Source organism: Mucilaginibacter pocheonensis, from assembly GCF_031456535.1.
In the GTDB taxonomy this organism is placed as follows: domain Bacteria; phylum Bacteroidota; class Bacteroidia; order Sphingobacteriales; family Sphingobacteriaceae; genus Mucilaginibacter; species Mucilaginibacter pocheonensis.
Genome location: NZ_JAVDUU010000005.1, coordinates 286,947 through 312,812 on the forward strand (window position 1 = coordinate 286,947; position 25,866 = coordinate 312,812).

The 25,866-nt window shown below is 42.1% G+C and carries 24 protein-coding genes; 5 read left to right on the plus strand and 19 right to left on the minus strand.

The annotated features are described in order from the left end of the window. The first annotated feature begins 39 nt into the window (after positions 1–39). Positions 40–900 (plus strand): sigma-70 family RNA polymerase sigma factor, encoded by an 861-nt coding sequence (locus J2W55_RS24335; protein WP_310102600.1) that lies wholly within the window; start codon positions 40–42, stop codon positions 898–900. Positions 901–1,019: 119 nt separating this feature from the next. On the opposite strand, the gene J2W55_RS24340 is transcribed toward J2W55_RS24335, so the two are convergent. From J2W55_RS24340 to J2W55_RS24350, 3 genes are all read right to left on the minus strand, one after another. Continuing rightward, positions 1,020–1,211, minus strand: a complete 192-nt coding sequence (locus J2W55_RS24340) for a cold-shock protein (protein WP_091145844.1) — start codon at positions 1,209–1,211, stop codon at positions 1,020–1,022. Positions 1,212–1,514: 303 nt separating this feature from the next. Beyond that, positions 1,515–1,883, minus strand: a complete 369-nt coding sequence (locus J2W55_RS24345) for a response regulator (RefSeq protein WP_310102603.1) — start codon at positions 1,881–1,883, stop codon at positions 1,515–1,517. Positions 1,884–2,042: 159 nt separating this feature from the next. Further along, complete coding sequence (locus tag J2W55_RS24350; protein ID WP_310103036.1) at positions 2,043–2,615, minus strand: thymidine kinase; 573 nt, start codon at positions 2,613–2,615, stop codon at positions 2,043–2,045. Positions 2,616–2,687: 72 nt separating this feature from the next. Here J2W55_RS24350 and J2W55_RS24355 point away from each other — a divergent pair, with 72 nt between their 5' ends. Then, positions 2,688–3,704, plus strand: coding sequence for a DUF8457 domain-containing protein (locus tag J2W55_RS24355; RefSeq protein WP_310102607.1), 1,017 nt, complete (start codon positions 2,688–2,690; stop codon positions 3,702–3,704). Between the two features lie 54 nt (positions 3,705–3,758). Here J2W55_RS24355 and rodA read toward each other — a convergent pair whose 3' ends face one another. The 6 genes from rodA to purH form a co-directional block, all read right to left on the minus strand. Beyond that, the gene (gene rodA / locus J2W55_RS24360) at positions 3,759–5,021 is read right to left on the minus strand and encodes a rod shape-determining protein RodA (RefSeq protein WP_310102610.1); all 1,263 of its coding nucleotides are present in this window, start codon (positions 5,019–5,021) and stop codon (positions 3,759–3,761) included. Position 5,022: 1 nt separating this feature from the next. Further along, on the minus strand, positions 5,023–7,035 hold the full coding sequence (mrdA, locus tag J2W55_RS24365; RefSeq protein ID WP_310102613.1) for a penicillin-binding protein 2: 2,013 nt from the start codon (positions 7,033–7,035) through the stop codon (positions 5,023–5,025). Then, positions 7,032–7,550, minus strand: a complete 519-nt coding sequence (locus J2W55_RS24370; RefSeq protein ID WP_310102614.1) for a rod shape-determining protein MreD — start codon at positions 7,548–7,550, stop codon at positions 7,032–7,034. Before J2W55_RS24370 ends, mrdA begins: the two co-directional genes overlap by 4 nt. Beyond that, positions 7,543–8,376: a rod shape-determining protein MreC gene (gene mreC, locus J2W55_RS24375; protein WP_310102616.1), complete on the minus strand. Its 834-nt coding sequence runs from the start codon at positions 8,374–8,376 to the stop codon at positions 7,543–7,545. Before mreC ends, J2W55_RS24370 begins: the two co-directional genes overlap by 8 nt. Positions 8,377–8,470: 94 nt before the next feature. Then, entirely contained in the window at positions 8,471–9,493 is a 1,023-nt protein-coding gene (locus tag J2W55_RS24380) for a rod shape-determining protein (RefSeq protein WP_310102619.1), read from the minus strand. A 244-nt stretch (positions 9,494–9,737) separates the two neighbouring features. Further along, positions 9,738–11,264, minus strand: coding sequence for a bifunctional phosphoribosylaminoimidazolecarboxamide formyltransferase/IMP cyclohydrolase (gene purH / locus J2W55_RS24385; protein WP_310102622.1), 1,527 nt, complete (start codon positions 11,262–11,264; stop codon positions 9,738–9,740). A gap of 249 nt (positions 11,265–11,513) precedes the next feature. Between purH and fabG the strand changes: the two genes are divergently transcribed. Together fabG and J2W55_RS24395 are read left to right on the plus strand one after the other, a co-directional pair. Further along, entirely contained in the window at positions 11,514–12,257 is a 744-nt protein-coding gene (gene fabG / locus J2W55_RS24390) for a 3-oxoacyl-[acyl-carrier-protein] reductase (protein ID WP_310102625.1), read from the plus strand. A 263-nt stretch (positions 12,258–12,520) separates the two neighbouring features. Continuing rightward, entirely contained in the window at positions 12,521–14,602 is a 2,082-nt protein-coding gene (locus tag J2W55_RS24395; protein ID WP_310102630.1) for a vWA domain-containing protein, read from the plus strand. A 107-nt stretch (positions 14,603–14,709) separates the two neighbouring features. On the opposite strand, the gene J2W55_RS24400 is transcribed toward J2W55_RS24395, so the two are convergent. From J2W55_RS24400 to J2W55_RS24445, 10 genes are all read right to left on the minus strand, one after another. Next, positions 14,710–15,009, minus strand: coding sequence for an FtsB family cell division protein (locus tag J2W55_RS24400; protein WP_310103039.1), 300 nt, complete (start codon positions 15,007–15,009; stop codon positions 14,710–14,712). 122 nt (positions 15,010–15,131) lie between these two features. Further along, the gene (locus tag J2W55_RS24405) at positions 15,132–16,454 is read right to left on the minus strand and encodes a DEAD/DEAH box helicase (protein ID WP_310102633.1); all 1,323 of its coding nucleotides are present in this window, start codon (positions 16,452–16,454) and stop codon (positions 15,132–15,134) included. Between the two features lie 247 nt (positions 16,455–16,701). Next, positions 16,702–17,241 (minus strand): signal peptidase II, encoded by a 540-nt coding sequence (gene lspA / locus J2W55_RS24410; protein WP_310102636.1) that lies wholly within the window; start codon positions 17,239–17,241, stop codon positions 16,702–16,704. A gap of 65 nt (positions 17,242–17,306) precedes the next feature. Next, positions 17,307–17,627: a DUF7683 domain-containing protein gene (locus J2W55_RS24415; RefSeq protein ID WP_310102639.1), complete on the minus strand. Its 321-nt coding sequence runs from the start codon at positions 17,625–17,627 to the stop codon at positions 17,307–17,309. Positions 17,628–17,687: 60 nt separating this feature from the next. Continuing rightward, positions 17,688–18,983: a phosphopyruvate hydratase gene (gene eno / locus J2W55_RS24420; protein ID WP_310102642.1), complete on the minus strand. Its 1,296-nt coding sequence runs from the start codon at positions 18,981–18,983 to the stop codon at positions 17,688–17,690. Between the two features lie 95 nt (positions 18,984–19,078). Then, positions 19,079–19,801 carry a DUF2490 domain-containing protein gene (locus J2W55_RS24425; RefSeq protein ID WP_310102645.1) on the minus strand — a complete coding sequence of 241 codons (723 nt, stop codon included), beginning with the start codon at positions 19,799–19,801 and terminating at the stop codon, positions 19,079–19,081. Positions 19,802–19,852: 51 nt separating this feature from the next. Beyond that, positions 19,853–21,358: a TonB-dependent receptor gene (locus J2W55_RS24430; protein WP_310102647.1), complete on the minus strand. Its 1,506-nt coding sequence runs from the start codon at positions 21,356–21,358 to the stop codon at positions 19,853–19,855. 166 nt (positions 21,359–21,524) lie between these two features. Next, complete coding sequence (locus J2W55_RS24435; protein WP_310102650.1) at positions 21,525–22,622, minus strand: ABC transporter permease; 1,098 nt, start codon at positions 22,620–22,622, stop codon at positions 21,525–21,527. 137 nt (positions 22,623–22,759) lie between these two features. Next, positions 22,760–23,524: an ABC transporter ATP-binding protein gene (locus J2W55_RS24440; RefSeq protein WP_310102653.1), complete on the minus strand. Its 765-nt coding sequence runs from the start codon at positions 23,522–23,524 to the stop codon at positions 22,760–22,762. A 58-nt stretch (positions 23,525–23,582) separates the two neighbouring features. After that, positions 23,583–23,798 (minus strand): hypothetical protein, encoded by a 216-nt coding sequence (locus J2W55_RS24445; RefSeq protein WP_310102655.1) that lies wholly within the window; start codon positions 23,796–23,798, stop codon positions 23,583–23,585. Positions 23,799–24,353: 555 nt separating this feature from the next. Between J2W55_RS24445 and J2W55_RS24450 the strand changes: the two genes are divergently transcribed. Further along, complete coding sequence (locus tag J2W55_RS24450) at positions 24,354–25,601, plus strand: dicarboxylate/amino acid:cation symporter (RefSeq protein ID WP_310102658.1); 1,248 nt, start codon at positions 24,354–24,356, stop codon at positions 25,599–25,601. Positions 25,602–25,866: the final 265 nt, after the last annotated feature.

A 25,866-nucleotide genomic window follows, 5' to 3' on the forward strand; every position in this document is an offset into this window, starting at 1 on the left:
CGGACTGTTTATTAGCTTGAAAAAAATCTATTCAAAAAAATGAGACAACTTAAAATATCCCAATCCATTACCAATCGCGAGTCTCAGTCGCTTGAAAAGTATCTGCATGAAATAGGCAAGGTAGATTTAATCAGCGCGCAGGAAGAAGTGATCCTGGCGCAGAAGATACGTGAGGGCGATCAGGCCGCACTGGAAAGGTTAACAAAAACTAACCTTCGCTTTGTGGTATCGGTAGCAAAACAATATCAAAATCAGGGCCTAACCTTAGGCGACCTTATAAATGAAGGCAACTTAGGCTTAATTAAAGCCGCCAAACGTTTTGACGAAACCAAGGGCTTTAAATTCATTTCGTACGCCGTATGGTGGATCCGCCAGTCAATACTTTCAGCCGTAGCTGAGCAATCACGCATTGTGCGCTTGCCTTTAAACCAAATAGGTTCATTGAGCAAGATACACAAAGCTGCTTCAAAATTAGAGCAGGAATTTGAAAGGCAACCAACACCTGAGGAGTTGGCCGAAGACCTTGAAGTATCAGTTGATAAAATATCTGATTCATTGAGTAATGCCGGCAGGCAGATATCAATGGACGCTCCTTTTATCCAGGGCGAAGAAAATACTTTGCTTGATGTATTGCAAAGTACCGATGCTGCAACTGATACCGACCTGATGCTTGATTCATTGTCGCAGGAAATAAAACGCTCGTTGAGCGTGCTTGCCGAACGTGACCGCGAGGTTATCGTCCTTTTCTTTGGGCTGGGTGGTTACGCCCCTCACTCGTTAGAAGAAATTGGCGAAAAATTTAACCTTACCCGTGAGCGTGTACGCCAGTTAAAAGATAAAGCGTTGATGCGTTTACGCCACAATTCAAAATCAAATCTGTTACAATCGTACCTGAACTAATTGACGATTGATATAACAACTTATCAAAACGCGGATGGTAAACCATCCGCGTTTTTTGTTGCATAAAAAAAGCATCTGCACGTTGTGCAGATGCTTGTACGATTATAATAATAGAGTTATTAACCTACTTTTACATTTACCGCATTTAAGCCTTTTTTGCCTTGTTCTACATCGTAGGTAACGCTATCGTTTTCGCGGATAGTGTCAATAAGGCCTGAGGCGTGTACAAAAACTTCGGCTCCACCGTTAGTTGGTGTAATAAATCCAAAACCTTTGCTTTCATTGAAGAATTTTACTGTTCCTTGCATTATAATTTTTATTTAATTAAGTAAAGGTACACTTAATAATCAACAATTAATTATAAATAAGGCAATTAAGTTTCAAATACAAAATAACAGCCTCAAAAAAACTTTTAAAAATGCCCTACAAAACAGGGCTGATGGCCTTGCCACAAAGCTTTTAGCATGACCGATAGTGTAAAAAGAACACCACCAAAATCATACGGTTAATTATCAAATAATAATGTTAAATATTTTATCCGGCGTACAAATATGTCCCCGGAGCCGGGCATTTTATCTGGCCACGGCTGTATAGGCAACACGAGCTTTGTAAAACTATTGGGTATACTGTTTTACCACACTGAGCAATTCGGTTAAATCAAATGGTTTTTTTAAATAACCGTCAGCCTCGCCGGCTTCAGCAATTTCCTTTATATTGTTAACAGCCGAAATTATAATCACCGGGATATGACTGGTAACCGGGTCATTTTTTAAAGCTTTGCTTAACTGTTGCCCGTTTGCATCGCTTACCCAGTCGGTAAGCCAGTTATCAAGCAATATCAGATCGGGGTTAAACTCATTTATTTTTTTTAGTATCCTGGCATTATCTGAGGCAAGCACCTCATAATTCTCCTCTTCCAAAACATAAACAATGGTTTCCCGGATGTCAGTATCATCCTCAATCACTAAAATTTTTTTTGACATAAGATGCTTAACTTAAGTACAAAATAAGCTTAAAGTTTAATTTATAATTATAATATTCAATTACAGATTACCTTAACCCGTTCTTAAGCATAAACACTCAGAGTATGTCCTTTTGTTTTGAAAAACAGCAACTTGATTAAAATATTATTTAAAACAAGCTTAACTGTTGTAACAGATACGGCAGCGGGGCTCGTAGCTTTCCTTTTCGCCTAATAATATTTTAGCACTATCAGGCACCAGGCGATAAGAGTAGAGGGCCGGGTTACCGCATTTAACGCAAACGGCCTGCAACTTGGTAACAGATTCGGCAATGGCCATAATAGCCGGCATAGGGCCAAAGGGACGGCCTCTAAAATCCATATCCAAACCGGCAACAATTACCCGTATACCTTTATTGGCCAAAGCATTACACACATCGGGCAATTCATCGTCAAAAAACTGGGCCTCGTCAATGCCAATAACATTGGCACCGTTACAAAGCAATAGTATGGCCGAAGCACTGTCAACCGGTGTTGAAGGTATGGAGTTGGAATTGTGTGATACAAGGGCGTCTTCCATAAAGCGCGTATCAGCTTTGGGGCTAAATATCTCAACTTTCAGCTTTGCAATACGGGCACGGTTAAGCCTCCTGATCAACTCTTCTGTTTTGCCCGAAAACATCGACCCGCAGATCAGTTCAATGCTTCCGCCAAACTCACTTTTCCTTTTAAAAACTTCCTCGCTAAATACCATTCTAACTATTATGGAGGGCAAATATCAGAATTTAATCCTATTTTTGGTAAGCATTTTTCTAACATTGAAGCCATGAAGCAAATGGATGTATTTAAAAAGATAGGTGGTATTTTAAAAGAGCTTAATGACCAATATGATTACCTTGAAGCCGAAAGCAGTGAACTAAATGAGCTTGAACTTGAGCTTTTTGTTGCCAATGCTCATTTTTTAAAGGACCATGCCGAAATACTGCGCAGACTGCATGAACGCAGCGCCCTGCCTTTGCAGTTGCCGCCTGCCGAAACACCTCATACACCTGCAGAAAAAAGCGAGCCCTCACCTGCCGAAAAAAGACAGGATCCCATACATGAACAACGATACTTTGAACCTGTTGTGCAGCAAAAAGCTGCTGCCGAAACTAAACTTGAACTAACGCCCGAAGTGGAGCCTCCGGTTCAGGCTCCATATAACCCGGCTAAGGTTGAACCAATTATTCCTCAGGCAGAAGAACAGCAACCGGTTCCGCTGATTGACCTGGGTGCTGACAGCTCAGGCGACACCTACTCGTTTGAACGGCAGGAACCAGAACCGGTAAAACAGGAACTGGAAATTAATGAGGCCGCCGAATGGGAAGATGAGGGCGATCAGTTTGAACAGGAAGAATTAACTGAACAACTGCCTGCCCAGGTTGCAGAAACCGCACCTTCGGTCGAACCGTTACCACCCCAAGCACCGGCAGAGCAAATTGCAGCTGATGCAAATGATACCAAAGCGAGCGACGAAAATAAAGTGCTTACCATTAATCAAAAAATATCAGCGCTCAAGGCCGAAAAAGAAAAAGCCGCAACCTCGCCGGCAAATGTTTTGCCTGTTACTGACCTTAAATCGGCCATTAACCTGAATGATAAGCTGCTTTATATAAAAGATCTTTTTAACGGTTACAGCCTGGCTTACAGCGAAGCTATTGAAATTTTGAACCGCTTTAATTCGTTTGACGAAGCCGAACGCTTTTTGAAAAGCAATTATGTTGTAAAAAACAACTGGGAAAGCAAACAGGCCACAGTCGAGAAGTTTTTCGCTTTGCTCAAACGCAGGTATCCCACCGGTTAAAATAAAGCGGTATACCGCATTATATTTCCCGGCAGCTCCAATAAAAGCTTAAAATTAAACGATCCCCATCCGGTTGGAATCCAGCTTAACAAGGATGAACAGCAGTATGGTAAAGCTAAGTAATGATGAACCGCCATAGCTTATAAATGGCAATGGGATACCTATTACCGGCATTACACCAATGGCCATAGCTATATTGATCACCACGTGAAAAAATAATACGGAGGCTACGCCATAGCCATATATGCGCGAAAATGGCGCCCGCTGCCTTTCGGCAATCATAACAATACGCAAAATTAAAAATAGGTATAGCCCTAATACCACTACCGAGCCGGCAAAGCCCCACTCCTCGCCAACGGTACAAAAAATAAAGTCCGTGCTTTGTTCAGGAACAAAGGAATATTTGGTTTGGGTTCCCTGCAAATAACCTTTGCCCCATAGCCTGCCCGAGCCGATAGCTATTTTGGATTGATTTTGATTATAGCCAACCCCCTTGTTATCTTTTGTAAGTCCCAGCACAATATCTATCCGCGCCCTTTGATGCGATTTTAGTCCGTGGTTGTAAAGCGGTTTAGCTATCAGTACAAAAGCTATGCTTATTGCTGCCCCGGCAATTATTTTAAAAACAAGCGGGCGGTTCCTTTTTATGGTAATGGCAAAAAAAGCGGCAATTACGGCTATTACCGCTATAATATAAAATTCATTAAATACCTGTGATGTTAAAAAGAGCGTCACCAGCAGCCCTATTGTTATTAAAAAGTACGACGACAAGCCCTCGCGGTATAACACAAATATAAGCGAGCAAAATACCAGTGTTGACCCATCATCGGGCTGTAGCTTTATAAGCACCATGGGCAATAATATGATACCCGCGGCTATTACAAATGATTTTACCTCGGTAACCTTTACATTAACAGAGCTCAGGTACCTGGCAAGCAGCAAACAGGTTGAAAACTTGGCAAACTCAGATGGCTGCAGCCTGAATCCCCCTCCTATGTTTATCCAGGCCTGGTTACCGCCAACGTTACGGCCCACCACCAGCACCAATATCAGCAGCAATATGGTTACCACATAAAAAGCCGGCGCAAGCGCTGTAAGAAAGCGGCTTTCGAGCAGCAATATGATAATGGCTATTACAATTGATGCATTGATATAAATAAACTGTTTGCCGTAATTGGTAGATGCATCTATAATGCTGGGGTGCTTTTCATCAAACACGGCGGCATGAATATTAAACCACCCAATAATACACAGCGCCAGGTAAAGGAGTACGGTTACCCAATCTACATTAAAAAAGAAACTGCGTTGGTTATGCATGTTATTTGCCAGTCCTCCTGCCTGCTAAAAGATCGGCCAAACTGCCCGGTTTGTTATTTTTTGCCGTTTTCGTTTGGGCGGCCTTCTTTATTGAATCAGCTTTGATCTTGTTTATCGAATCGGCCCTAACGCTTCGGATGCTATCTCTTCTCCGCTCTTTTTGCAAGTCGTGTTGATAAATACTCAAATCAGGAAGGCGGTTGGCATTTGCGTAATAATCTACCGTAATTCCCGATTCACGCGGAGTGATCTTCCCTTTTAAATATTTTTCAACTATAAAGCTGGCAATAGGAGCAGCCCAATGCGCGCCCTCACCAGAATTTTCAACCACTACGGCTATCGCTATCTTCGGATTTTCGCGCGGAGCAAAGGCTACAAAAACCGAGTTATCTTCTCCGCGCGGGTTTTGCGCTGTTCCGGTTTTACCGCACATTACAATGCCGGGTATTTTTGATCGCCTGGCCGTACCATTATCAACCACAAGCTGCATTCCGTTAATAACCGGTTCAAAATATTCCGAATTTATACCAACGTAGTTTCTTTGGGTGTATTCTTTTTTAATTACGTTTTCAGTTCCTATGGCTTTAATTAAATGCGGCTTATAAAAAAACCCATGATTAGCTATGGTACATTCAAGATTGGCCAGCTGCAATGGGGTGGCCAAAAGTTCGCCCTGTCCAATGGCCAATGATATAATGGTGCTTGAGCGCCATCCGCCTTTTTTATAAACATTATCATAATGCAAAGGAGTAGGCACGTTTCCCCGGCTTTCAGCAGGCATATCCAGATCAAGCCGTGTCCCCAATCCAAATTTGGTAACGTTGGTTCGCCAATCTTCAAAAGCGGCTTCGGTGCGCTTAGCCCCGCTCCGGTCAATTATTTTTTGAAAAACCATTGAAAAATATCCATTACATGATACCGCTACCGCGCTGCTTAGGTTAACCAAACCATGCGCTTCGCCATGGCTACAGGGCACCAAACGATTCCCCGCCCTGTAATGGCCTGTGCAATAATAAGTAACCTGCGGGTTGATAATCCCCTCCTGTAAAGCTATAAGAGCGCTTAAAGGCTTAAATGATGATCCTGGCGGATACTGCGCCTGAATAGGCCTTATAAAGAACGGCTTGTACGGATTATTATACATTTTGGCAGCATTATTACCACGCTCCCTGCCAACCATCAGGTTAGGGTCATACGTTGGGCTGCTTACATAGCATAGTATTTCGCCGCTTGATGGTTCAATGGCTACAATACTTCCCAGCTTGTTTTTCATCAGCTTTTCGCCCAGTTTCTGAAGGTCGATATCAAGTGACGAGGTAAGCCGCTCGCCCGAACGCGCAACCGTATCAAAGGCGCCATTAGCGTAAGATCCTTTTGGTACGCCGCGCGAATCAACCATCATATTTTTCACGCCCCGCTGTCCGCGCAAAACCTCCTCATAGGCCTTTTCAACACCGGTAACGCCTATATAATCGCCAGGACGGTAATAGCCGCCTGATCGTTTAATATCGCGGTCCTGCGCCTCACCAATAAAACCTAAAAACTGCGCCGCTACCGAGTCGGGATAGGCACGTACCGTACGGGGCTGTACATAAAATCCCGGAAATTCAAATAGTCTTTCCTGAAACGAGGCGTAAAGCTCAACCGATAATTGCTTTTCAAATATCGATTCGCGGTTGGGCGAGTATCTTACCGCTTTAGCGAAACGTTTATCAAAACCGGCCTTATCAATCCCTATTAATTTACAAAAGGCCAGCGTGTCAAAAGGTTTTACCTCTTTTGGGTTAACGGTAATGTCATATATAGGTTCGTTCTGAACAAGTATTTTGCCGTTACGATCCAATATCGGGCCGCGCGCGGGGTACAGTACAAACTGGCGGATAACGTTTTTATTGGCATACAGCAGGTAACGGTCATCAACTATCTGGATATAGTAAAGCCTTGCCAGCAGCATAAGGATAATAGTAATGAAAATACCTGTAATAACGTAGCGACGTTCAAAAAACCTGTTCATTTACGTTCTTTCCTTCTGAAAAATAGCAGTCCTGATATCAGCATCAAAAATACTGTAAATAATGAACTCAAAACAACACGGCTTAGTGTGTATTGAAGTTCAGAAAAACTAAAAACTTCTAAATTAAGCAGGAAAAAATGATGAAACAAGGTGAGTACCAGGGCATAGGTAAAAAACCATCTGAAACCCATAATACTTAAGGTTGGTTCGGGTTCGTTATCAAACCCTTCTTTTTGCACGGTTATACTTATAAACAGCACACGTACCAGGGCCAGCACCACGCATGCGGCCGCGTGCAGGCCCGGTGTATCATAAAAGGCATCAATGGTTAAACCCAATATAAATGACAGTATAAACAATAACAAATTGGGTACCTCAAAAGGCAGCAGCAAAATAAACAGTATGTACAGGTACGGGGTTGACAGGTTGTAAAAGGTTATATTTTTTAATAAAAAAACCTGCATAAACACCAAAACCAAAAACCTTACAATGTTTACTAAAATAGTTCTACTCATTTTTGTTTTGCACGGCCTCCAGTCCCGATTGTTCCTGGGCAAACTTATTGTTCACCACGTAAACATATTGCAGCTTGCTAAAATCAACCGCAAGGGCAACTTCCACGTTTAGCAGCAAGCCCCCGCCTTTGGCATGCAAGTTTGTTATTTTACCAAATGGTATGCCGGTAGGAAAAAGTGAATAGCCCGATGTAACCACCTGCTCGCCCAGTTTGGGCTGGGCGTTGTTTTGTATATCAATCAGTAAACCTTTAGTAGGGTCAAGATCAGTACCCCATACAAATGAGCCAATTTCTTTATTATTAACCAGCATAGCGCTAAACCGGGTATTTTTATGCAGCACCGATTGTATGATAGCCAAATGCTCCGAAACATCAATTACCTGCCCTACTACGCCGGCTCCGCAAATTACCCCCATGTCTTTAGCAATACCATCTCTACTCCCGCGGTTTATGGTGATATAATTGCTGCGCCTGTTGGTAGAATTGTTGATCACCCTGGCTACAATATACGTGTATTGCTGTTTATAGGTTGTGTCAACAACCTTGTGCTTTTCAACGGTATCAATGTAATAGGACGATTTTAGCATGCCGCGTAAATTCGCGTTTTCGCGCGCAAGGCTGTCGTTCACTTCTTTCAGCGACAAATACCCGTAAAACTGACTAACCTGCGAGTACAGGGTGCCCGTAACCTTATTGGTTGAGTTGATAAAAGTGGCCCTCTGAAAAGAATTGTATTTTACGTAAATGAGCAGCGAGCTTACCTCAAAAATCAGAAATAAAAAAAACGCGTTATACTTAGTGATAAAAATCAAGAGGTTACGCATTGGCTTATTTATTGAATTAGTGAATTACTAAATTATTGAATGAAGATGATATTAAAACCACCAATTCTATAACTCAGTAATTCAATAATTGTCACTACTGCATTAAAAATTTAAAATTACCTATATTTTTTAGGGCGGTGCCGGTTCCGCGCACTACGGCACGCAGAGGATCTTCGGCTACGTGAACAGGCAGTTTGGTTTTAGCAGCCACACGTTTATCAAGCCCGCGCAGTAAAGCGCCGCCGCCGGTTAAATAAATCCCGGTTTGGTAAATATCTGCCGATAGCTCGGGCGGGGTAATTTCCAGGGCCTTTAAAATAGCCTCTTCAATTTTTGAAATAGATTTATCAAGGCAATGTGCAATCTCTGTATAAGATACCATGATTTGCTTTGGCACACCGGTCATCAGATCGCGGCCCTGAACCGCAAAATCAGCAGGTGGGTCTGTAAGCTCAGGCAACGCGGCACCTACCTCAATTTTAATTTTCTCGGCTGTACGGTCTCCTATCATAATATTATGCTGACGGCGAATGTATTGTACAATGTCAGAGTCAAAGTTATCACCCGCCACGCGGATAGACTGATCACAAACAATACCCGACAGGGCTATAACCGCGATTTCGGTTGTACCACCGCCAATATCAATGATCATGTTACCCATTGGCTCCTCCACATCAATACCAATACCTACCGCGGCAGCCATTGGCTCATGTATCAGGTAAACCTCTTTAGCGCCGGCAATCTCGGCCGAGTCGCGCACGGCACGTTTCTCCACCTCGGTAATGCCCGACGGGATACAGATCACCATACGCAGCGATGGAAAAAACCAGCCTTTACCCTGGTTAATCATTTTGATCATGCCGCGTATCATGTGCTCGGCGGCGTTAAAATCGGCAATTACACCATCCTTAAGCGGCCGTACCGTGCGGATGTTATCATGTGTTTTACCTTCCATTTGCATGGCCTGACGGCCAATGGCGATAACTTTGTTGGTAGTTCTGTCGAACGCCACGATAGACGGTTCGTCAACAACAACTTTATCATTATGTATAATGAGGGTATTTGCGGTACCTAAATCGATAGCGATTTCCTGCGTAAAAAAATTAAATAAACCCATCTATATGTTTCTTTCAAATAATCTGCAATTTAATAATATAGCATCCAAACTTCCACTGATGTGTCAGCCGGCTACTAATTTCACGAATTAAAACTAATAAGTACTAATAACTCTTATTTTTAATAATTCGTACTCTCCAATTTTCTATTCCGTTCTTTTTTTTGTTAAAATTGGCATTATTTAACAAAATTCGAGCTAAATAAGTAAAAAAATACGCCTTAATTAGCTCAATTTATGTTAATATTTAGTGTTTAAAATGACGGACACCTGTAACCACCATCGAAATATTTTTTTCGTTGCACATGGCTACAGACAGCTTGTCATTTATAGAACCACCCGGTTGCAATATAGCAGTTATACCAGCTTCGGCAGCCAGCTCAGCACAATCAGGGAACGGGAAAAAAGCATCAGATGCCATTACCGCGCCATTCAGGTCAAATCCAAAGCTTTTAGCTTTAATAACAGCTTGTTTTAGTGAGTCAACCCTTGAAGTCTGCCCTACACCGCTTGCCATTAACTGGTTGTTTTTAGCAAACACAATGGTATTTGATTTAGTGTGTTTTACAACTTTGTTGGCAAAGAAAAGATCGTGCAGTTCATGCTCTGTGGGTTGCCTGTTGGTAACAGGCGTCATTTGCGCAGGGCCTTCAATAACAGCATCTTTATCCTGCTCAATAACCCCATTTAGTAAGGTTTTAAACTGTTTTGTTGGTAAAGCTACCGGCTGGCGAACCAAAATTATACGGTTCTTTTTCTCTTGTAATATACTCACAGCCTCGTCGGTATAAGCCGGCGCTATCAGCACTTCATAAAATATTTTGCTGATCTCGGTTGCTGTTTCAGCGTTAATTTCATCATTAGCAATGATCACTCCGCCAAATGCAGAAACCGGATCGCAGGCAAGGGCATCAATCCATGCTTCTTTAATAAAAGAGCGTGAGGCTATGCCGCAAGCATTGGTATGTTTTAATATAGCAACAGTTGGTTCGGTAAATTCATCAATAAGGGCAACAGCGGCGTCTACATCAACCAGGTTGTTGTAAGATAGTTCCTTACCATGCAGTTTGGTAAACATGGCATCTAAATTGCCGTAGAAAACACCTGCCTGATGCGGATTTTCGCCATAACGCAAAACCTGACTGCTTTGTATACTTTGTTTAAACATCGGCAGCGGGTTTTCCTGGTTAAAATACTGGAATATTGCGCTGTCATAATGTGATGATATATTGAATGCCTTATGGGCAAATGAGCGGCGCTGATCAATAGTGGTTGCACCTTCCTGGGTTTTCAGGATATTTTCAAGCGTTCCATAGTCATTTTTTGAGGCAATAATTACTACATCCTTGAAATTCTTGGCCGCGGCGCGAATCAGGGAAATACCTCCGATATCGATCTTCTCGATCACATCTTCCTCAGCGGCGCCTGATTTTACAGTCTCTTCAAACGGGTAAAGGTCAACAATTACCAAATCAATTTCAGGGATTTCATATTGTGCAAGTTGCTGTTCATCACCATCAAAACTCCTGCGGGCCAAAATACCACCAAACACTTTGGGATGCAGGGTTTTAACACGTCCGCCCAAAATAGAAGGATAAGATGTAAGATCCTCAACAGGTATAACATCAATGCCTAAATTGCGAACGAAAGTTTCGGTACCACCGGTTGAATAGATATTAACACCAAGGCGGTTTAACTCCCGAATAATTGGCTCTAAATTATCTTTATAGTAAACTGAAATTAAAGCATTTTTTATTTGAACAGACTGGCTCATGCACACGTAATTTTTTGAGCCGCAAAGGTAGTGATATTTAGTGAATTGATTAATTTTTTCTGGAGGAAAATAATGGAAAGCCAGCAGACTATAGCTGATATTCCAATAACGATTGCGAAGCAGCAATGATTCCCGCCTGTCGGCATTTTTATCGGGGACTAATGAACCATTGGCTAAGACTAAAATCTATGCACTTTCACACTAATTAACTAACTTCACCGCCCGAAATCATATACTCATACTCAGATTATGAAACTATTAGAAGGAAAAACAGCGCTTATCACTGGTGCGTCAAAAGGGATAGGTCGTAAAATAGCAGAAAAATTTGCCGAGCACGGTGCCAACGTGGCGTTTACTTATTTATCGTCGGTTGAAAAAGGCCAGGCTCTGGAACAGGAGTTGCAAAGCTTTGGAACCCAGGTAAAAGGCTATCGATCAGATGCTTCCAAATTTGACGAGGCTGAAAAACTGATCAATGATATTATAGCAGATTTTGGCACTTTACATATAGTAGTTAACAATGCGGGCATTACTAAAGATGGTTTGCTGATGCGTATGACCGAAGAAAACTGGGACGCGGTTTTAGAAGTAAACCTTAAATCAATATTTAATGTTACCAAAGCTGCCTCTAAAATTATGATGAAAAACCGCAATGGCGTGTTCATCAATATGAGTTCGGTTGTGGGTGTACAGGGAAATGCCGGTCAGGCCAATTACGCGGCTTCAAAGGCAGGCATCATTGGTTTTTCCAAATCAATAGCTAAAGAGCTGGGCTCGCGTAACATACGTACCAACGTTGTTGCGCCGGGTTTCATCAAAACCGAGATGACCGAGGTACTTGACCCTAAAGTGGTTGAAGGTTGGGAGGCTGGCATTCCGCTTAAACGCGCCGGGCAGCCCGAAGACGTGGCCAATACCTGCGTTTTCCTTGCATCTGACATGGCCGCTTATATCACTGGTCAGGTGATCCCTGTTGATGGCGGGATGTTGTAATACAAGTCAAAAAACGAAAGTGCGGTCATCCTGAACTTGTTTCAGGATCTCACAGAACAAGTATGCAGCAAGCTGCATACTTTTGCATGTAGGCTGTTGAAACAAGGTCGGCACGGCAAATAAAATATAAAGTAAATAAGGCCAGCAAAAGCTGGCCTTATTTACTTTCCTTCTATTCGGGATAAAACTTGTTCCGCCTATTTCACAATAATTTCGCATTTTGCGACTGAACGTATTAAGTATTATTTACAACGTACAAGAAAATGTTTTCAATAACCTGGGGGTCAGTTTCCGGATGGTGGGTACCTGTTTGTTTAATACTGGGGATACTATATGCCTGGCTATTGTACCGGCAACCGGTAAACCTGCAAAAAAAATTCAGGTTATGGCTGGCCGTTATCCGGGCTGTTGTAATATTTATTATTGCCATGCTGCTGGTTTCGCCACTGGTAAAAACAATCAAGTACTCACCTCAAAAGCCCCTGGTTTTAATTGCACAGGATAATTCATCATCTGTTAACACATTCAAACCTACGGGCTTTAACACCACAAGGTTCATAAACGATCTTGCCAGCTTAAAGCAGGAACTTGGAGACAAATATGATGTTCAGGAATTTAACTTCAGCAAGGACCTGAGCAATGGCCTATCATACAAGTTTGCCGGTAAACAAACGGATATTGCAGGGGCCCTGCAGCAGTTGAACAATCGGTTTGTAAATCAAAACATAGGCGCATTGGTGCTGGCCACCGATGGCTTGTATAATCAGGGTAATGATCCACAATATGAAGCCAAAAACATTAAAACCAGTATTTATACTATTGCCCTTGGTGATACCGTTGCCAAACGCGACCTGCTGATTGGTAACGTGAATTATAACAAAACTGCCTTTTTGGGTAACGATTTTGAGATAGAAGTTTTAGCCGCGGCCTACCAGGGAAAGGGGGAAAACATACGCCTTTCTGTTACTGAAGATGACAAACAAGTGCACACTCAAACTATACCGGTAACCGCAGGCGACTTAAAAAAGGTTATCCCCATTAAACTGACCGCTGATAAAAAGGGGTTAAGAAAATATAATATCAGCATTGCTCCTGTTAAAAATGAGTTATCAACCCAAAACAATACCGAAACCATTTATGTAGATGTGCTGGATGCCCGGCAAAAAATATTAGTGATATACCAAAGTCCGCACCCGGATATTACAGTTATCAAGCAGGCTATTGAAACCAATAAGAATTTCGAGGTAAAAACCAGCCTGTTAGCTGATATAACAAATATTAAACTGGCCGATTATAGCTTGATGGTACTCTACCAGACTTCGATCGCAAGTTCAGTCAATTTAAAAAACTTCATTGCCAAAAGCAAAACGCCCGTTTGGTATATATTGGGCTCGCAAACCGATCTGCAGGCATTTAACGCGGAACAAAACAATGTAAAGATCAACGCCGGCAGAACAGAATCTCAGGAAGTATTTGCCCTGCCCGAAGCCGGTTTTCCGGCCTTCACCTTATCCGATTCTTCGCGTAAAAAAATTGCATTGCTACCGCCTTTGCTGGCTCCATTTGGTAATTATAGCACATCAGCCAATACCGCTGTTCTATTAAAGCAAAAAATAGGCGCCGTTGCCACCATTTATCCCTTACTTGCTCTCGCAGATGATGCTGGCCGGCGCATCGCAGTATTAACAGGCGAAGGCCTTTGGCGGTGGCAACTGGCCGAATATCAAAACTATAGCAACCGCAATGCCACCAACGAATTGCTAAGCCAAACCGTACAATATTTAACAGCCAATGCCAACCGACAGCGCTTTCGCGTATATCCGGCGCACAATGTGTTTGACGAAGGCGAAAATGTAATACTTAATGCCGAATTTTATAATGATGCCCTTGAGCTGATCAACACTCCTGATGTAAAGATAGAGCTTAAAAATCAGGCTGGTAAAAACTACAGTTTCTTATTTAGCCGTAATGGTCAAAGCTACCAGTTGGATGCAGGTACTCTGCCTGTTGGCGAATATACTTACACCGCCAATATTCAAAACGGACCGCAGCGATATCAAGCCTCGGGACAGCTAACTGTGAAGCCACTCAACCTTGAAACTCGTCAAAGTGCTGCCAATCATCAACTGCTAAATACTATTGCCAAACAAAGCGGCGGTAAAATGCTATACCCCACACAGATTGGCCAGTTGGCTAATCTGATCCGTAAAAACGATAATATTAAAACTGTGGTTTATGAAGATAAACATTACAGTGATATTATTGATGTAAAATGGTTATTTGTATTGATACTATTGTTGTTGTCAGGTGAGTGGTTTTTGAGAAAAAGAGAGGGCGAAGTTTAGGCTTGGGCTTTGGGCTTCTTACTTTATTTAAAAAAAGCGACAAATTTAAACTCGTCGCTTCTATAAACATCTTTTTTATTTCTAATAGTCTTGCCTCTTCTCAAAAACTATTTATCTTTCTTCTCATGCACTATTACAAAAACATCCTCATTGTCTTTTTTCATGAGGTATTTTTCGCGGGCAAATTTTTCCAGCTGCTGGGGGTTTGAGGTTAGCTCACCAAGTTCTTTGTTAACCTGATCGGTTTCCTTTTTATAAAAATCACGTTCTTGTTTCAGTTTATTTACCTGTTTACGATATTCGTATTGCGAGAAAAGATCATTCTTATCAAAAAATATCATCCACACCAAAAAGGCAAGGGTAGCCAAAAAAAACTTATTCTTTAAAAGGTTAATGAGGCGTTTCATTGATATAAGCTCTGTGAATTTCATTTAAAACTATTTAAAAAAATTTAGAGGTACAAATATGCTTATTAACTTATTAACAATGAAATTAGTTTAACCCCTCCCGTTTGGGAAGGGTTAGATAATCAGTGCCTGTTTCTGCCCGATGAACGGCTTACACCGCTTAGGCCGCTACCGCCACCAGCGTGTTTGCCGCCACCGCCATTACGCCTGTTGCCGCCATTTCTGTTTGATGACGAACCACCACGGTGATTGCCGCCGCCACCGCCTTTTTTAGGTGATGATGCCAGTTTGGCCGCCATAGCAACAGGGCTCATTGGATATGGGTGCCCCTCTTCTACAGGGATCTCTTTAGCAATTAACTTATGGATATCCTTTAAAAATTCCAGCTCTTCTTCATCGCAAAATGAAAATGCTATCCCATTTGCCCCGGCCCGGCCTGTACGGCCAATACGGTGCACATAGGTTTCAGGAATGTTCGGAATTTCGTAATTAATAACATGGGTAAGCTCATCAATATCAATACCCCGGGCAGCAATATCAGTGGCTATCAGCACTCGTGTGGTGCGGTTTTTAAAGTTAGTTAAAGCACGCTGACGCGCGTTCTGTGATTTATTACCGTGGATAGCTTCAGCGGTGATGCCTACACGTACCAGGTCTTTCACTACCTTATCGGCGCCATGTTTGGTACGGGTAAATACAAGTGCGGTTTTAATGTTCTTATCCTTTAATACATGGATAAGCAACGATTTTTTGTCGCCCTTATCAACATAAAAAAGTGACTGCTGAATAGTGTCGGCCGTTGATGATACGGGAGTAACCTCTACCTTTTCGGGGTTGGTTAATATGGTATCGGCCAGTTGTTGGATCTCTTTGGGCATGGTAGCCGAAAAAAACAATGTTTGTCTTTTTGCAGGTACTTTGCTGATGATCTTTTTAACATCATGCACAAAACCCATATCAAGCATACGGTCGGCCTCGTCAAGCACCAGCATTTTAATATGCTCAAGATGAACGTAACGCTGGTTCATCAAATCAAGTAAACGACCGGGGGTGGCAATCAAAATATCAACGCCACGTCTTAAAGCGTCAACCTGTGGGTTTTGTGAAACGCCGCCAAAAATAACCAGGTTTTTTAAGCCGGTATGTTTACCATAAGCCGTAAAGCTTTCGGCAATTTGTATGGCCAGTTCGCGGGTTGGGGTCAATATTAACGCTTTAATGGTTTTTTGCTCTTTATGCGCAATCCTGTCCTGGTGCAATAAGTGTAAAATAGGCAGGGCAAAGGCTGCTGTTTTACCGGTACCGGTTTGTGCGCAGCCCAGCAGGTCCTGCCGTTGTAATATAATAGGGATGGCCTGGGCCTGTATTGGTGTAGGTGTGGTATATCCCTCAGTTTTTAAGGCCTTGAGTAAGGGCTCAATTAATTTTAAATTTTCGAATGACATGTAATGATTGTAATATATATTGTGCTGTCGCCAAAAGCATAAGCGGATCTGAAGAATTTTCGGTGATCAAAACCGTAGGCGAATGAGTATTTTTTCTGCAAAGATATGTTTTTTATATCAGATGTGCAGGAACGAGTATTTTGTTGGATTATTTAGGAAGGAAATTTACCGGTTGAAAACGATATAACGGAAATCAGGCTCATCATCGCAAATGGCGGTTTGCTTTCATAACGCAATACATGCCGAATCATACCTCTATCTTTTCTTCACTATCTTTTGGGTTTTCATTTTTATGTTTATCCTTTAAAAATGACTGGATCAAAAGCAACGCCACGCCAATCACTATAGATACGTCGGCAACGTTGAACACCCCTGTTTGAAACCATTTAAATTTAATGAACATGAAATCGGTTACACCGTTATATACCCACCTGTCGTAAAGATTGCCCATACCACCTGCAAGTACCAAAATTACTCCCAGCACGGTTAATTTGTGCAGGTTAGTTTTCAGCAATATATATATGAGCCCAAACAGGAGCACCGCTGCTGGCATAAGGGTAAGGAGCATAAACCGCCAGGGGTTTGTAAGGGATTCGCCAAGACTTAAAAATGCGCCGGTATTTTCTGTACGGGTAATCAGGAAATGATAATTGTATTTAAAGGGCAGTATCTCCTCATAATATCGAAAATTGCTGCGTATATAATTTTTTGTAATCCGGTCAAATCCTATATCTATAATTAAGATAAATAATATGGACAGGCTTCTTACGATCCCTTTTCTATTCATCAATATATTTTGTCAGTTGTTGTTATAATAATAACGTGGGTTGGTATGATTTGATTATTAAGGGATCATTGCTTAGGTGGCGGATATTGCCCCATAAACCCCTTATCACGTTTGGTTTGCTCCCAGTTATCAGTATAGGCAGCCAACCAGTAATCATATGTTTCAAAATCAAACTGCAGGCTGGTGTATGGTTTTAAAAAAGTAGCATCAACAGGTTCAATCTGATACATATCAAATATGGGATCGTCCTGGTCTGTTTCAAAATAGTTTTGCAGTATGGACAGCTCGATAGGAGTAAGCTCAGCTCTGCCGGCCAAAGATTCATCAGCTTTGTTAAAGTACTGTATTTCGCGCTTTAACCACTCTGGCTGTTTGTTCTTTCCCATCTGCATCAATTAAAAAGAGCCATCTGTTTTTACACGGATGGCTCTTTTTTAAGTTTGAAATTATTTTTTGTAGAATTTAAAATCCTTACCAATGAACTTGGCATTGCTGCCTAATTCCTCTTCAATACGAAGTAACTGATTGTATTTAGCGATCCTGTCTGAACGTGAAGCCGAACCGGTTTTGATTTGACCGCAGTTTAATGCTACAGCAAGATCAGCGATAGTCGCATCTTCAGTTTCGCCAGAACGATGGCTCATTACAGAAGTATAACCATTGGTTTGGGCTAAGCTAACCGCGTTAATAGTTTCGGTTAACGAGCCTATTTGATTAACTTTTACAAGGATCGAATTGGCAATATCTTCGCTGATACCTTTTTGTAAACGTTTAGTGTTGGTAACAAATAAATCGTCGCCCACTAACTGAACTTTATCGCCAATCTTATCGGTTAATATTTTCCAGCCATCCCAGTCATCTTCAGCCATCCCGTCTTCTATGGAAATAACAGGATATTTTTGAGATAATTGAGCAAGGTACTCTGCCTGTTCTGCACTTGTACGTACCGCGCCTTTGTCGCCTTCAAATTTAGTGTAGTCGTATTTACCATCTTTGTAAAACTCAGATGCAGCACAGTCAAACGCTAAGAAAATATCTTCGCCAGCTTTGTAACCCGCTTTTTCAATTGCTTTAATAATAGTTTCAACTGCATCTTCGGTTCCATCAAAAGTTGGAGCAAAGCCACCTTCATCGCCTACGGCGGTAGATAGGCCTCTGTCATGCAATATCTTTTTCAAGTTATGAAAAACTTCAGTACCCCAGCGTAATGCCTCTGAAAAAGATGGAGCGCCAACCGGCATGATCATAAATTCCTGGAAAGCAATAGGAGCATCAGAGTGTGAACCACCATTAATGATATTCATCATGGGGATAGGCAATGTATTTGCATTTACACCACCAATATAACGGTATAAAGGCTGGCGGCTTTCTTGTGCTGCTGCTTTAGCAACTGCTAAAGAAACACCTAAAATAGCATTAGCCCCAAGTTTGCCCTTGTTTTCTGTACCATCGATCTCTATCATCAGCGCATCAATGCTATTTTGTTCAAATACATCAATACCTTTCAGTTCCTGTGCTATTATGTCATTTACATTGGCAACCGCTTTTAAAACGCCTTTACCCATGTATTTTGATTTATCATCATCGCGAAGCTCAACAGCTTCATGTGCACCGGTTGAAGCACCTGATGGCACAGCTGCACGGCCTAAAGCGCCGTTTTCGGTTAAAACTTCTACTTCCACAGTGGGGTTACCGCGCGAATCTAAAATCTGGCGGGCGTGTACGTCAATTATTAAGCTCATAGTTTATTGTCAGATATTTGTAATTTGTAAACCGCGGGCTAAGTTAACAGCAAAATCAGGAAATCGCAATTAGAATTTTTGATTTGTAATGATTATTAATCGGTTGTTGTTGGAATATGTTCACTTTCCCCGGCATTTTTGCGGTTTATCCGGTACATGAGCATCAACATAATATTATTTTTGCCACTGCTTTGGGTTACAGTGTAGTTACGCTGGTTTATCCAACCAGCCTGTAAAATCCATTTTTTGTCAAATTGGTAACCTAACGCTGCGGATATGCGGTTACGTTCAAAATTAGGCGCTTTATTATTAAAGAACACTTCGTCAAAAACAGATATAAACCAGGTTTTGGCTACTATTTTAGTGTTATTTAACGGAATAAACATATTTAGCCTATACCTGAAACGGTTGCGGTAATCACCATTGACCCATCGTTGTTCAATGCGGTAACGATGTTCAAATTTGAGGCGGTACAAAAACTGGTTAACGGTCATTTGCTCCCATATCCTGAATTCGTTGGTTGTTGGTCCGGCGCTCAGGTCGGTATAATCATAAGTGTGGTATGTACCTGTTCCAAATAACGCAATAAAATTTTTGTCAAGGTCATAACTTATGCCCGCCTTGGCCTCATAATATTGAAACTGACTAAAGGCACCGTTGGCACGTAATTGCAGTTCGGAGTAACCACCCCATTTATGACTGCTATCGCCGGGTAACACTACAGTAGCGATGCCCCATGTACCGGTCTTGGAGTCCTGAGCACAAACGGCTGACGATACAAGCATTAACAGCGTTAAAAGGCGGTAAATTTTTGACATAATAATTCATTGTTAAATTAAGCCGCAAATGTGCCATTATTTAACATGAAATTAAAGTGTTATTTTGTTTTGATCCTCCATACCCGGATCTTCACCCGGAACAGCCAGCTTTTGGTCGGCCGTATCATCTGTTGAACGCGGAAATCCGAACAGGCACCGCTCTTTGATTATGGCAGCCACCTCGGTCGGCACGTATTCTTCCCATCCTTTTGCACCTTGTTTTATAAGTTGCAATACATTATCGGTTTCTACATTAAGATTATTCTCGTTGTAATGCCTGATGTCCTCAATTTTGTTATTAGCGATCAAATACCGAAACAAATCGATCAAGTGCGGTGGCGGCGAAAATTTTAAACAATTCCAAATCACGCCATTGCGCAAGGTAGGGTAAATAAAAAGCTTTACTTTTCGACTGAACAATGTGGCGAAAGACTCCAGGATACCGCCGGGAAGGTCCTGATAATGCTCCTCTCCAAAAATGTATTCCAGGTTGGGATAACCTAAAACCACACCGAGTTTCAATTTGGTGATCTTTGACAGGTAGGCCACCAATTTATAATATTCATGAAAGTTAGAGATCATTACCGTTTGTCCGAGCGAACAAAGAATGTCTACACGGTCAAGAAAATCCTTTTCATCAATTTCATCGGTTAAATTGGCATTTCTTTCTTTCAATGACTGCAATGTAAGCTCAGCAAGCACTATTACATTTGTTTTATCGACATCAGGTTCCTGTAAAAACTGTTTAACACCTTTGTTAAGCATGTCTGCGTGTACATTGATGATAGGGCGAAAACGACCACGTACCACCACAGTATGTTTTTTATACAAAACTTCTGAAGGCTGCAGGTTTTTACCGTCGGGGCCAAATAGCGCCGCATCTGAAAAACCATATTTTACCAGGTGCAAGCTCATCAACCGGTTATCTACTTTACTAAAATCGGGCCCTTCAAACCGGATCATATCTATCTGAATCCTATCCCGCGACAGGTTATCCATCAACGAAAGTAAAAACACAGGGGGTATCTCATAATAGTTAAAGCAGGCATATATCAGGTTTACACCCAAAATTCCCGCCGCCTGCTGCTGTAAATTATTATCGTTATCTAATAGCTTAACATGAAGCACTACATCATTAAACGGCCCGTTCGGCTTTAACTGAAAACGTACACCCATCCATCCATGTCCTTCGTTTGTTTTGTGGTAGTTAAGCGCAGAAACGGTATCAGAAAAAGCGAAGAAAGTTGTTGTATCGCCACGCTGTGCAGCCAGGCGTTCAATTAACAAGCCATATTCATGTTCAAGCATTGATATAAGCCGTGGTTCGCTTACGTAACGCCGGCCTGGCAGTGCACCATAAATGGCGTCAGAAAATATCATATCATAAGCCGACATGGTTTTGGCAATGGTGCCTGATGAAGCGCCCGCCTTGAAAAAGTTGGCAGCTACGTCCTGCCCCGCACCAATTTCGGCAAATGAGCCGTAAATGGAAGGATCCAGATTAATGGCAAGCGCTTTCTGTTTGGTCCCGATATCTTTATTATGAATCACATTCATAAGTCAATTATTTATAGTTTAACGTTGCCAGTATCACGATCTGATAACATACCCCAAAAATACGACTTTTTCAAGTATACGGTGGATTGCTTAGCAAGAAAGCGGGAAAATTATCCTTAAGTTTATATAAAATGCATATTGATTTAAACTTATTCCCTCTTGGTGCTTACTCCCATTTAAAGGTTTTAACCGCTATTGCATATATTATAACAAACCATATTAACAGAATAAGCAACTGATGGGTAACATCGCCCAGGCCCGCACCTTCAAAAGCTACTTTACGCATAGCATTATTTAAGTGAGTGAGCGGTAATACGTTACTTATGCCTTGCAGCCACCTGGGGAAAGCTGTAACAGAAAAGAAAGTTCCGGATAATAAAAACTGGGGAAGTGTAATGATGTTAGACAATGGCGGAACCGTGCTTTCATTTTTGGCAATGCCCGATATGGTAAAACCAAAACCCATAAAAATAATAAGCCCGATGGCCGAGAGGACAAGCATATTGAGCACCGTAACCACCCCGTGTACCAAAGTAAAGCCAAACATATAATGACCAACCAATATTATAAACAATGACCCTAACAGCGAGAAAGTAAGCCGGGCCAGCGCCTCGCCCAATACAATGCTGTAACGCTTAACCGGTGTGGCAAAAAATCGTTTTATAACCAGGGTTAAACGGAGACTTAAAAATACGAAAGCTGTACCAAAAACACCACTGCTAAGTAATGAGAAACCCAACTGCCCGGGCAGTATGAAATCAATATATTTATATTCGCGGCCTTGTATGGTGGTTTCCCTGATCTCTGCTACCGGCGGGGCATCAGCCAGCGACCGGTTATTGATATTATAATAAATATTGCTGAGTACTGACCTCAGTATATTCCCTTTTTCGGCCGAGGCTTTTGTATACTGAACATTAACCGTAAATGGTGGCCTGCTATTGTTTTTCTGTATATTGATTATGGCATCAATGCTGCCTTTTGATAAGTTGGCGTTCATTTCGGCGGTTGTTTGATCCTGTATCAGGTGTACAACCTTTATATTTTTCAAGGCCTGATAAAACGGCCCTATAGTATCGCTGGTTTTAGCCACACCCACGTCAACAGTAACGCCCCCACCCCCAATATTGGCAAAAACAATAATAAATATTAAAGGGAAAGCCAATGTAAATACCACTGCCGACGGACTGCGCAGTATTGACCGGAAACTTGCTTTGGCTATGGCCAGGGTTGCTTTGGTGTTGCTGTATGGTTTTTGGTTCATTAGTTCAGTTGTTTAGCCGCCTCGCCCCCCCTTTCAAATGCAAGGGAGATAAAGCGTTTCATTTACTAAAAGCTACTATTCAAGAAGGTAAAATATTTATTTAAAGTCCTCCTTTTTGGAGGGGTTTGAATTACGCCCTATCCTTCCCGCCATTCCTTGCCTGTAAGGCTAATAAATACATCTTCCAGATTGGCCAGTTTTACCTGCTTTTTGCGTTCAAAGCCCGATGCAACCAGCTGGTCAATAAAGTGATCCGGGGTATCGATACCGATAATGTGCCCGCCATCAACAAAGGCTACCCGATCACACAGCACTTCGGCTTCGTCCATATAATGTGTGGTTATCACAACGGTTGTGCCCTGGTCCCGGATCCCGCGGATCAGATCCCAGAGGTTACGGCGGGCCTGCGGATCAAGACCAGTGGTTGGTTCATCCAAAAAAATGATCCTGGGGTTGTTTATAAGAGTTGTAGCGATGGAGAAACGCTGCTTTTGGCCGCCCGAAAGGTCTTTATACTTTGCTTTGGCTTTATCTGTCAAAGCTACTTTTTCAAGCATCTCCATGGGGCTTTTATCAATTCCGTACAAACCCGAAAACAACACAATAAGTTCAGAAAGGTTAAGGTTAGGATAATATCCCGCTGCCTGCAGCTGCACGCCTATACGTTTTTTTATATCGTCGGCATCGGTTTCAATATCAAAGCCATCAACAATGATCCGACCTGATGTTTTTTCGCGCAGGGTTTCAATAATCTCAAGGGTAGTGGTTTTGCCGGCGCCGTTAGGGCCAAGCAATCCAAAAATTTCTCCCTCATATACTTCAAAACTAATGCCTTTTACGGCTGCAAAATCGCCATAGTTTTTTACCAGGTCATTTACAGTGATGATGGGTTGTTTTGTCATACAGTAAAAATGCGTTACAATAATGAATTAACAATGAGTTTTTTTGTATTGTAGATTTTCACCAGTTAACATCTGGTTCAAACTCATAAACTTTGTGATCCTCCTGGGCTTTGGGCTTAGCTTTGGCCCTTTTTATCATCTTATCAGCAGGTTCCTTTTGTTTTTTTACAATTTCATTTTCATTGGTAAAGTCTCCCCTACCCACATTTACAGCATCGCCGCTTTTCACGATGAAGTAGGTTGAGTGTACTGATATTAACAAAAGGTACCTCATAATAGTTATTTTACAAGATGGCCAATAGAGTGCAATAATGATTCGGCATATTCTGCGGCTTTCATTAGCAGGTGAACAATTTGTATGGCAAGTAAAGTTTTCATGATGTTGGTGGTTTTACAATTCAAAAATGCTAACAGAATAAATTTTTATACAATGCTTTTAGGCGAAGGCGGCCAAACTTCCGGTAAACAGCGGGAAATTCCCGATGAATGCACCGCTTTAGCTGTGCGTTTTCGGGCTTACCGGCAAACTTGTTTGTTAAGTGACCAGGCTTCCTATCAGCTGCGTAAACAGGGGCGAACGCTCCTGCAGATAAACTATCAATGATATAATGGAAGTAATTAATGTTTTCATAGCCGTGTTGTTTTCTTCAAAATTGCGGCGCAGGGCTTATAGTTGACAAAGCTTTTTGACCAAGCGCAGGAAATTTTCGGTGAATGGCAGAAAACGCCGGGTAAAATATTTCATCTATGGGGCAGAAGAGGTAGCAGAAAGAAGATCACTATTAAAACGTTCCTTTGTATCCTAAACGTAAAACCGTATCATTGATTAATGAAACGCCTTTTATCAAACCTAACTTTCCAGGTACTTGTTGCTATTGCCCTGGGTATCATTGTGGGGCTGAATTTTAAAACCTTTGGGCCAACTGCCGAAATGATCAGCAAAATGTTCATCAGCCTGATCACTATGCTGATAGCGCCTATTATATTTTTCACCATAGTTTTGGGCATTGCGGGCATGAGCGATATGAAAAAGGTGGGCCGTGTTGGCGGCAAGGCTTTGCTTTATTTTGAAGTGGTGACCACTTTCGCGCTCATTATAGGAGTTACGGTTGCAAACATTATAAAACCCGGCGCAGGTTTTGTGAACCATACCGCTGTTGACACCAGCAAACTGGCCACCTACCAAAAAGCAGCAGAGGAAATGCACTGGGGCGATTTTTTTATGCACATTATCCCTGCCAACGCATTTGATGCTTTTGCCAAAGGCGATATTTTACAAATACTATTTTTTGCGATACTGTTTGGCTTTGGCCTTAGCCGCATGGGCGATACCGGCCAATCTGTTATCCAGTTGTTTGATAAGCTGTCAAAGGTGTTCTTTAATATTATGAAGATAGTAATGAAGGTAGCCCCAATAGGTGCGTTTGGCGGCATGGCGTTCACTATCAGCAAGTACGGGTTAAAAACATTGGCCCCGCTGGCCATGCTGATGGGCTCGGTTTATCTTACGATGTTCCTGTTTATTTTTGTGGTGCTTAACCTCATCTGTTACCTGTTTAAATTTAGCCTTTGGCGGTATCTCGGGCATATTAAGGAGGAAATACTGATTGTATTGGGGACTTCTTCCTCAGAATCGGCCCTGCCGGGAATGATGGATAAGCTCGAGAAATTCGGCTGCTCCAAATCGGTTGTTGGGTTGGTTATCCCTACGGGTTATTCCTTTAACCTGGATGGCACTACTATTTATCTGTCCATGTCGGTTATATTTTTGGCGCAGGTATTCCATATCGATTTATCCCTTTATCAGGAGCTTACCATTATCGGCATCCTCATGATCACGTCCAAAGGCGCGGCAGGCGTAACCGGCAGCGGCTTTATAGTACTTACCAGTACACTGGCTGCCATTAAGGTTATACCGGTTGAAGGTGTGGCGATATTGCTGGGTGTAGACAGGTTTATGTCCGAAGCGCGGGCCATTACCAATGTAATAGGCAATGGCGTGGCCACCATTGTTGTTGCTAAAAGTGAAAAAGAGTTCCACCCTCCAGCCTCCCCGAAGGGGGAGCTTTTGGATTAGCTAAACCTGCTTTTTTTTTCTCTTAAGGACGAATCGCACAAATCCACAGTCTCATGCCATTACCCGGTTCCAGCCCATAGGCGTTGGCCCCGGGGTGTAACAGAAAACCTCATGATGTTCACGTTCACGCGCCGTGAACACCGTGAACGCAAATGAACACGTTAATAATCAGGCAATTACTTATACAGCATTAAAACAAAACATTATTACGCCGCGTTCAGCCGATACTTATTGTCATGCAATAAAACATTAGCCTGGTAATAAT

Bases quoted from the DNA above. Each gene is read 5' to 3' on its own strand.
- J2W55_RS24335 (WP_310102600.1), top strand. From the start codon at position 40: ATGAGACAACTTAAAATATCCCAATCCATTACCAATCGCGAGTCTCAG.
- J2W55_RS24345 (WP_310102603.1), bottom strand. From the start codon at position 1,883: ATGTCAAAAAAAATTTTAGTGATTGAGGATGATACTGACATCCGGGAA.
- J2W55_RS24350 (WP_310103036.1), bottom strand. From the start codon at position 2,615: ATGGTATTTAGCGAGGAAGTTTTTAAAAGGAAAAGTGAGTTTGGCGGA.
- J2W55_RS24355 (WP_310102607.1), top strand. From the start codon at position 2,688: ATGAAGCAAATGGATGTATTTAAAAAGATAGGTGGTATTTTAAAAGAG.
- rodA (WP_310102610.1), bottom strand. From the start codon at position 5,021: ATGCATAACCAACGCAGTTTCTTTTTTAATGTAGATTGGGTAACCGTA.
- mrdA (WP_310102613.1), bottom strand. From the start codon at position 7,035: ATGAACAGGTTTTTTGAACGTCGCTACGTTATTACAGGTATTTTCATT.
- J2W55_RS24370 (WP_310102614.1), bottom strand. From the start codon at position 7,550: ATGAGTAGAACTATTTTAGTAAACATTGTAAGGTTTTTGGTTTTGGTG.
- mreC (WP_310102616.1), bottom strand. From the start codon at position 8,376: ATGCGTAACCTCTTGATTTTTATCACTAAGTATAACGCGTTTTTTTTA.
- J2W55_RS24380 (WP_310102619.1), bottom strand. From the start codon at position 9,493: ATGGGTTTATTTAATTTTTTTACGCAGGAAATCGCTATCGATTTAGGT.
- purH (WP_310102622.1), bottom strand. From the start codon at position 11,264: ATGAGCCAGTCTGTTCAAATAAAAAATGCTTTAATTTCAGTTTACTAT.
- fabG (WP_310102625.1), top strand. From the start codon at position 11,514: ATGAAACTATTAGAAGGAAAAACAGCGCTTATCACTGGTGCGTCAAAA.
- J2W55_RS24395 (WP_310102630.1), top strand. From the start codon at position 12,521: ATGTTTTCAATAACCTGGGGGTCAGTTTCCGGATGGTGGGTACCTGTT.
- J2W55_RS24400 (WP_310103039.1), bottom strand. From the start codon at position 15,009: ATGAAACGCCTCATTAACCTTTTAAAGAATAAGTTTTTTTTGGCTACC.
- J2W55_RS24405 (WP_310102633.1), bottom strand. From the start codon at position 16,454: ATGTCATTCGAAAATTTAAAATTAATTGAGCCCTTACTCAAGGCCTTA.
- lspA (WP_310102636.1), bottom strand. From the start codon at position 17,241: ATGAATAGAAAAGGGATCGTAAGAAGCCTGTCCATATTATTTATCTTA.
- J2W55_RS24415 (WP_310102639.1), bottom strand. From the start codon at position 17,627: ATGGGAAAGAACAAACAGCCAGAGTGGTTAAAGCGCGAAATACAGTAC.
- eno (WP_310102642.1), bottom strand. From the start codon at position 18,983: ATGAGCTTAATAATTGACGTACACGCCCGCCAGATTTTAGATTCGCGC.
- J2W55_RS24425 (WP_310102645.1), bottom strand. From the start codon at position 19,801: ATGTCAAAAATTTACCGCCTTTTAACGCTGTTAATGCTTGTATCGTCA.
- J2W55_RS24430 (WP_310102647.1), bottom strand. From the start codon at position 21,358: ATGAATGTGATTCATAATAAAGATATCGGGACCAAACAGAAAGCGCTT.
- J2W55_RS24435 (WP_310102650.1), bottom strand. From the start codon at position 22,622: ATGAACCAAAAACCATACAGCAACACCAAAGCAACCCTGGCCATAGCC.
- J2W55_RS24440 (WP_310102653.1), bottom strand. From the start codon at position 23,524: ATGACAAAACAACCCATCATCACTGTAAATGACCTGGTAAAAAACTAT.
- J2W55_RS24445 (WP_310102655.1), bottom strand. From the start codon at position 23,798: ATGAGGTACCTTTTGTTAATATCAGTACACTCAACCTACTTCATCGTG.
- J2W55_RS24450 (WP_310102658.1), top strand. From the start codon at position 24,354: ATGAAACGCCTTTTATCAAACCTAACTTTCCAGGTACTTGTTGCTATT.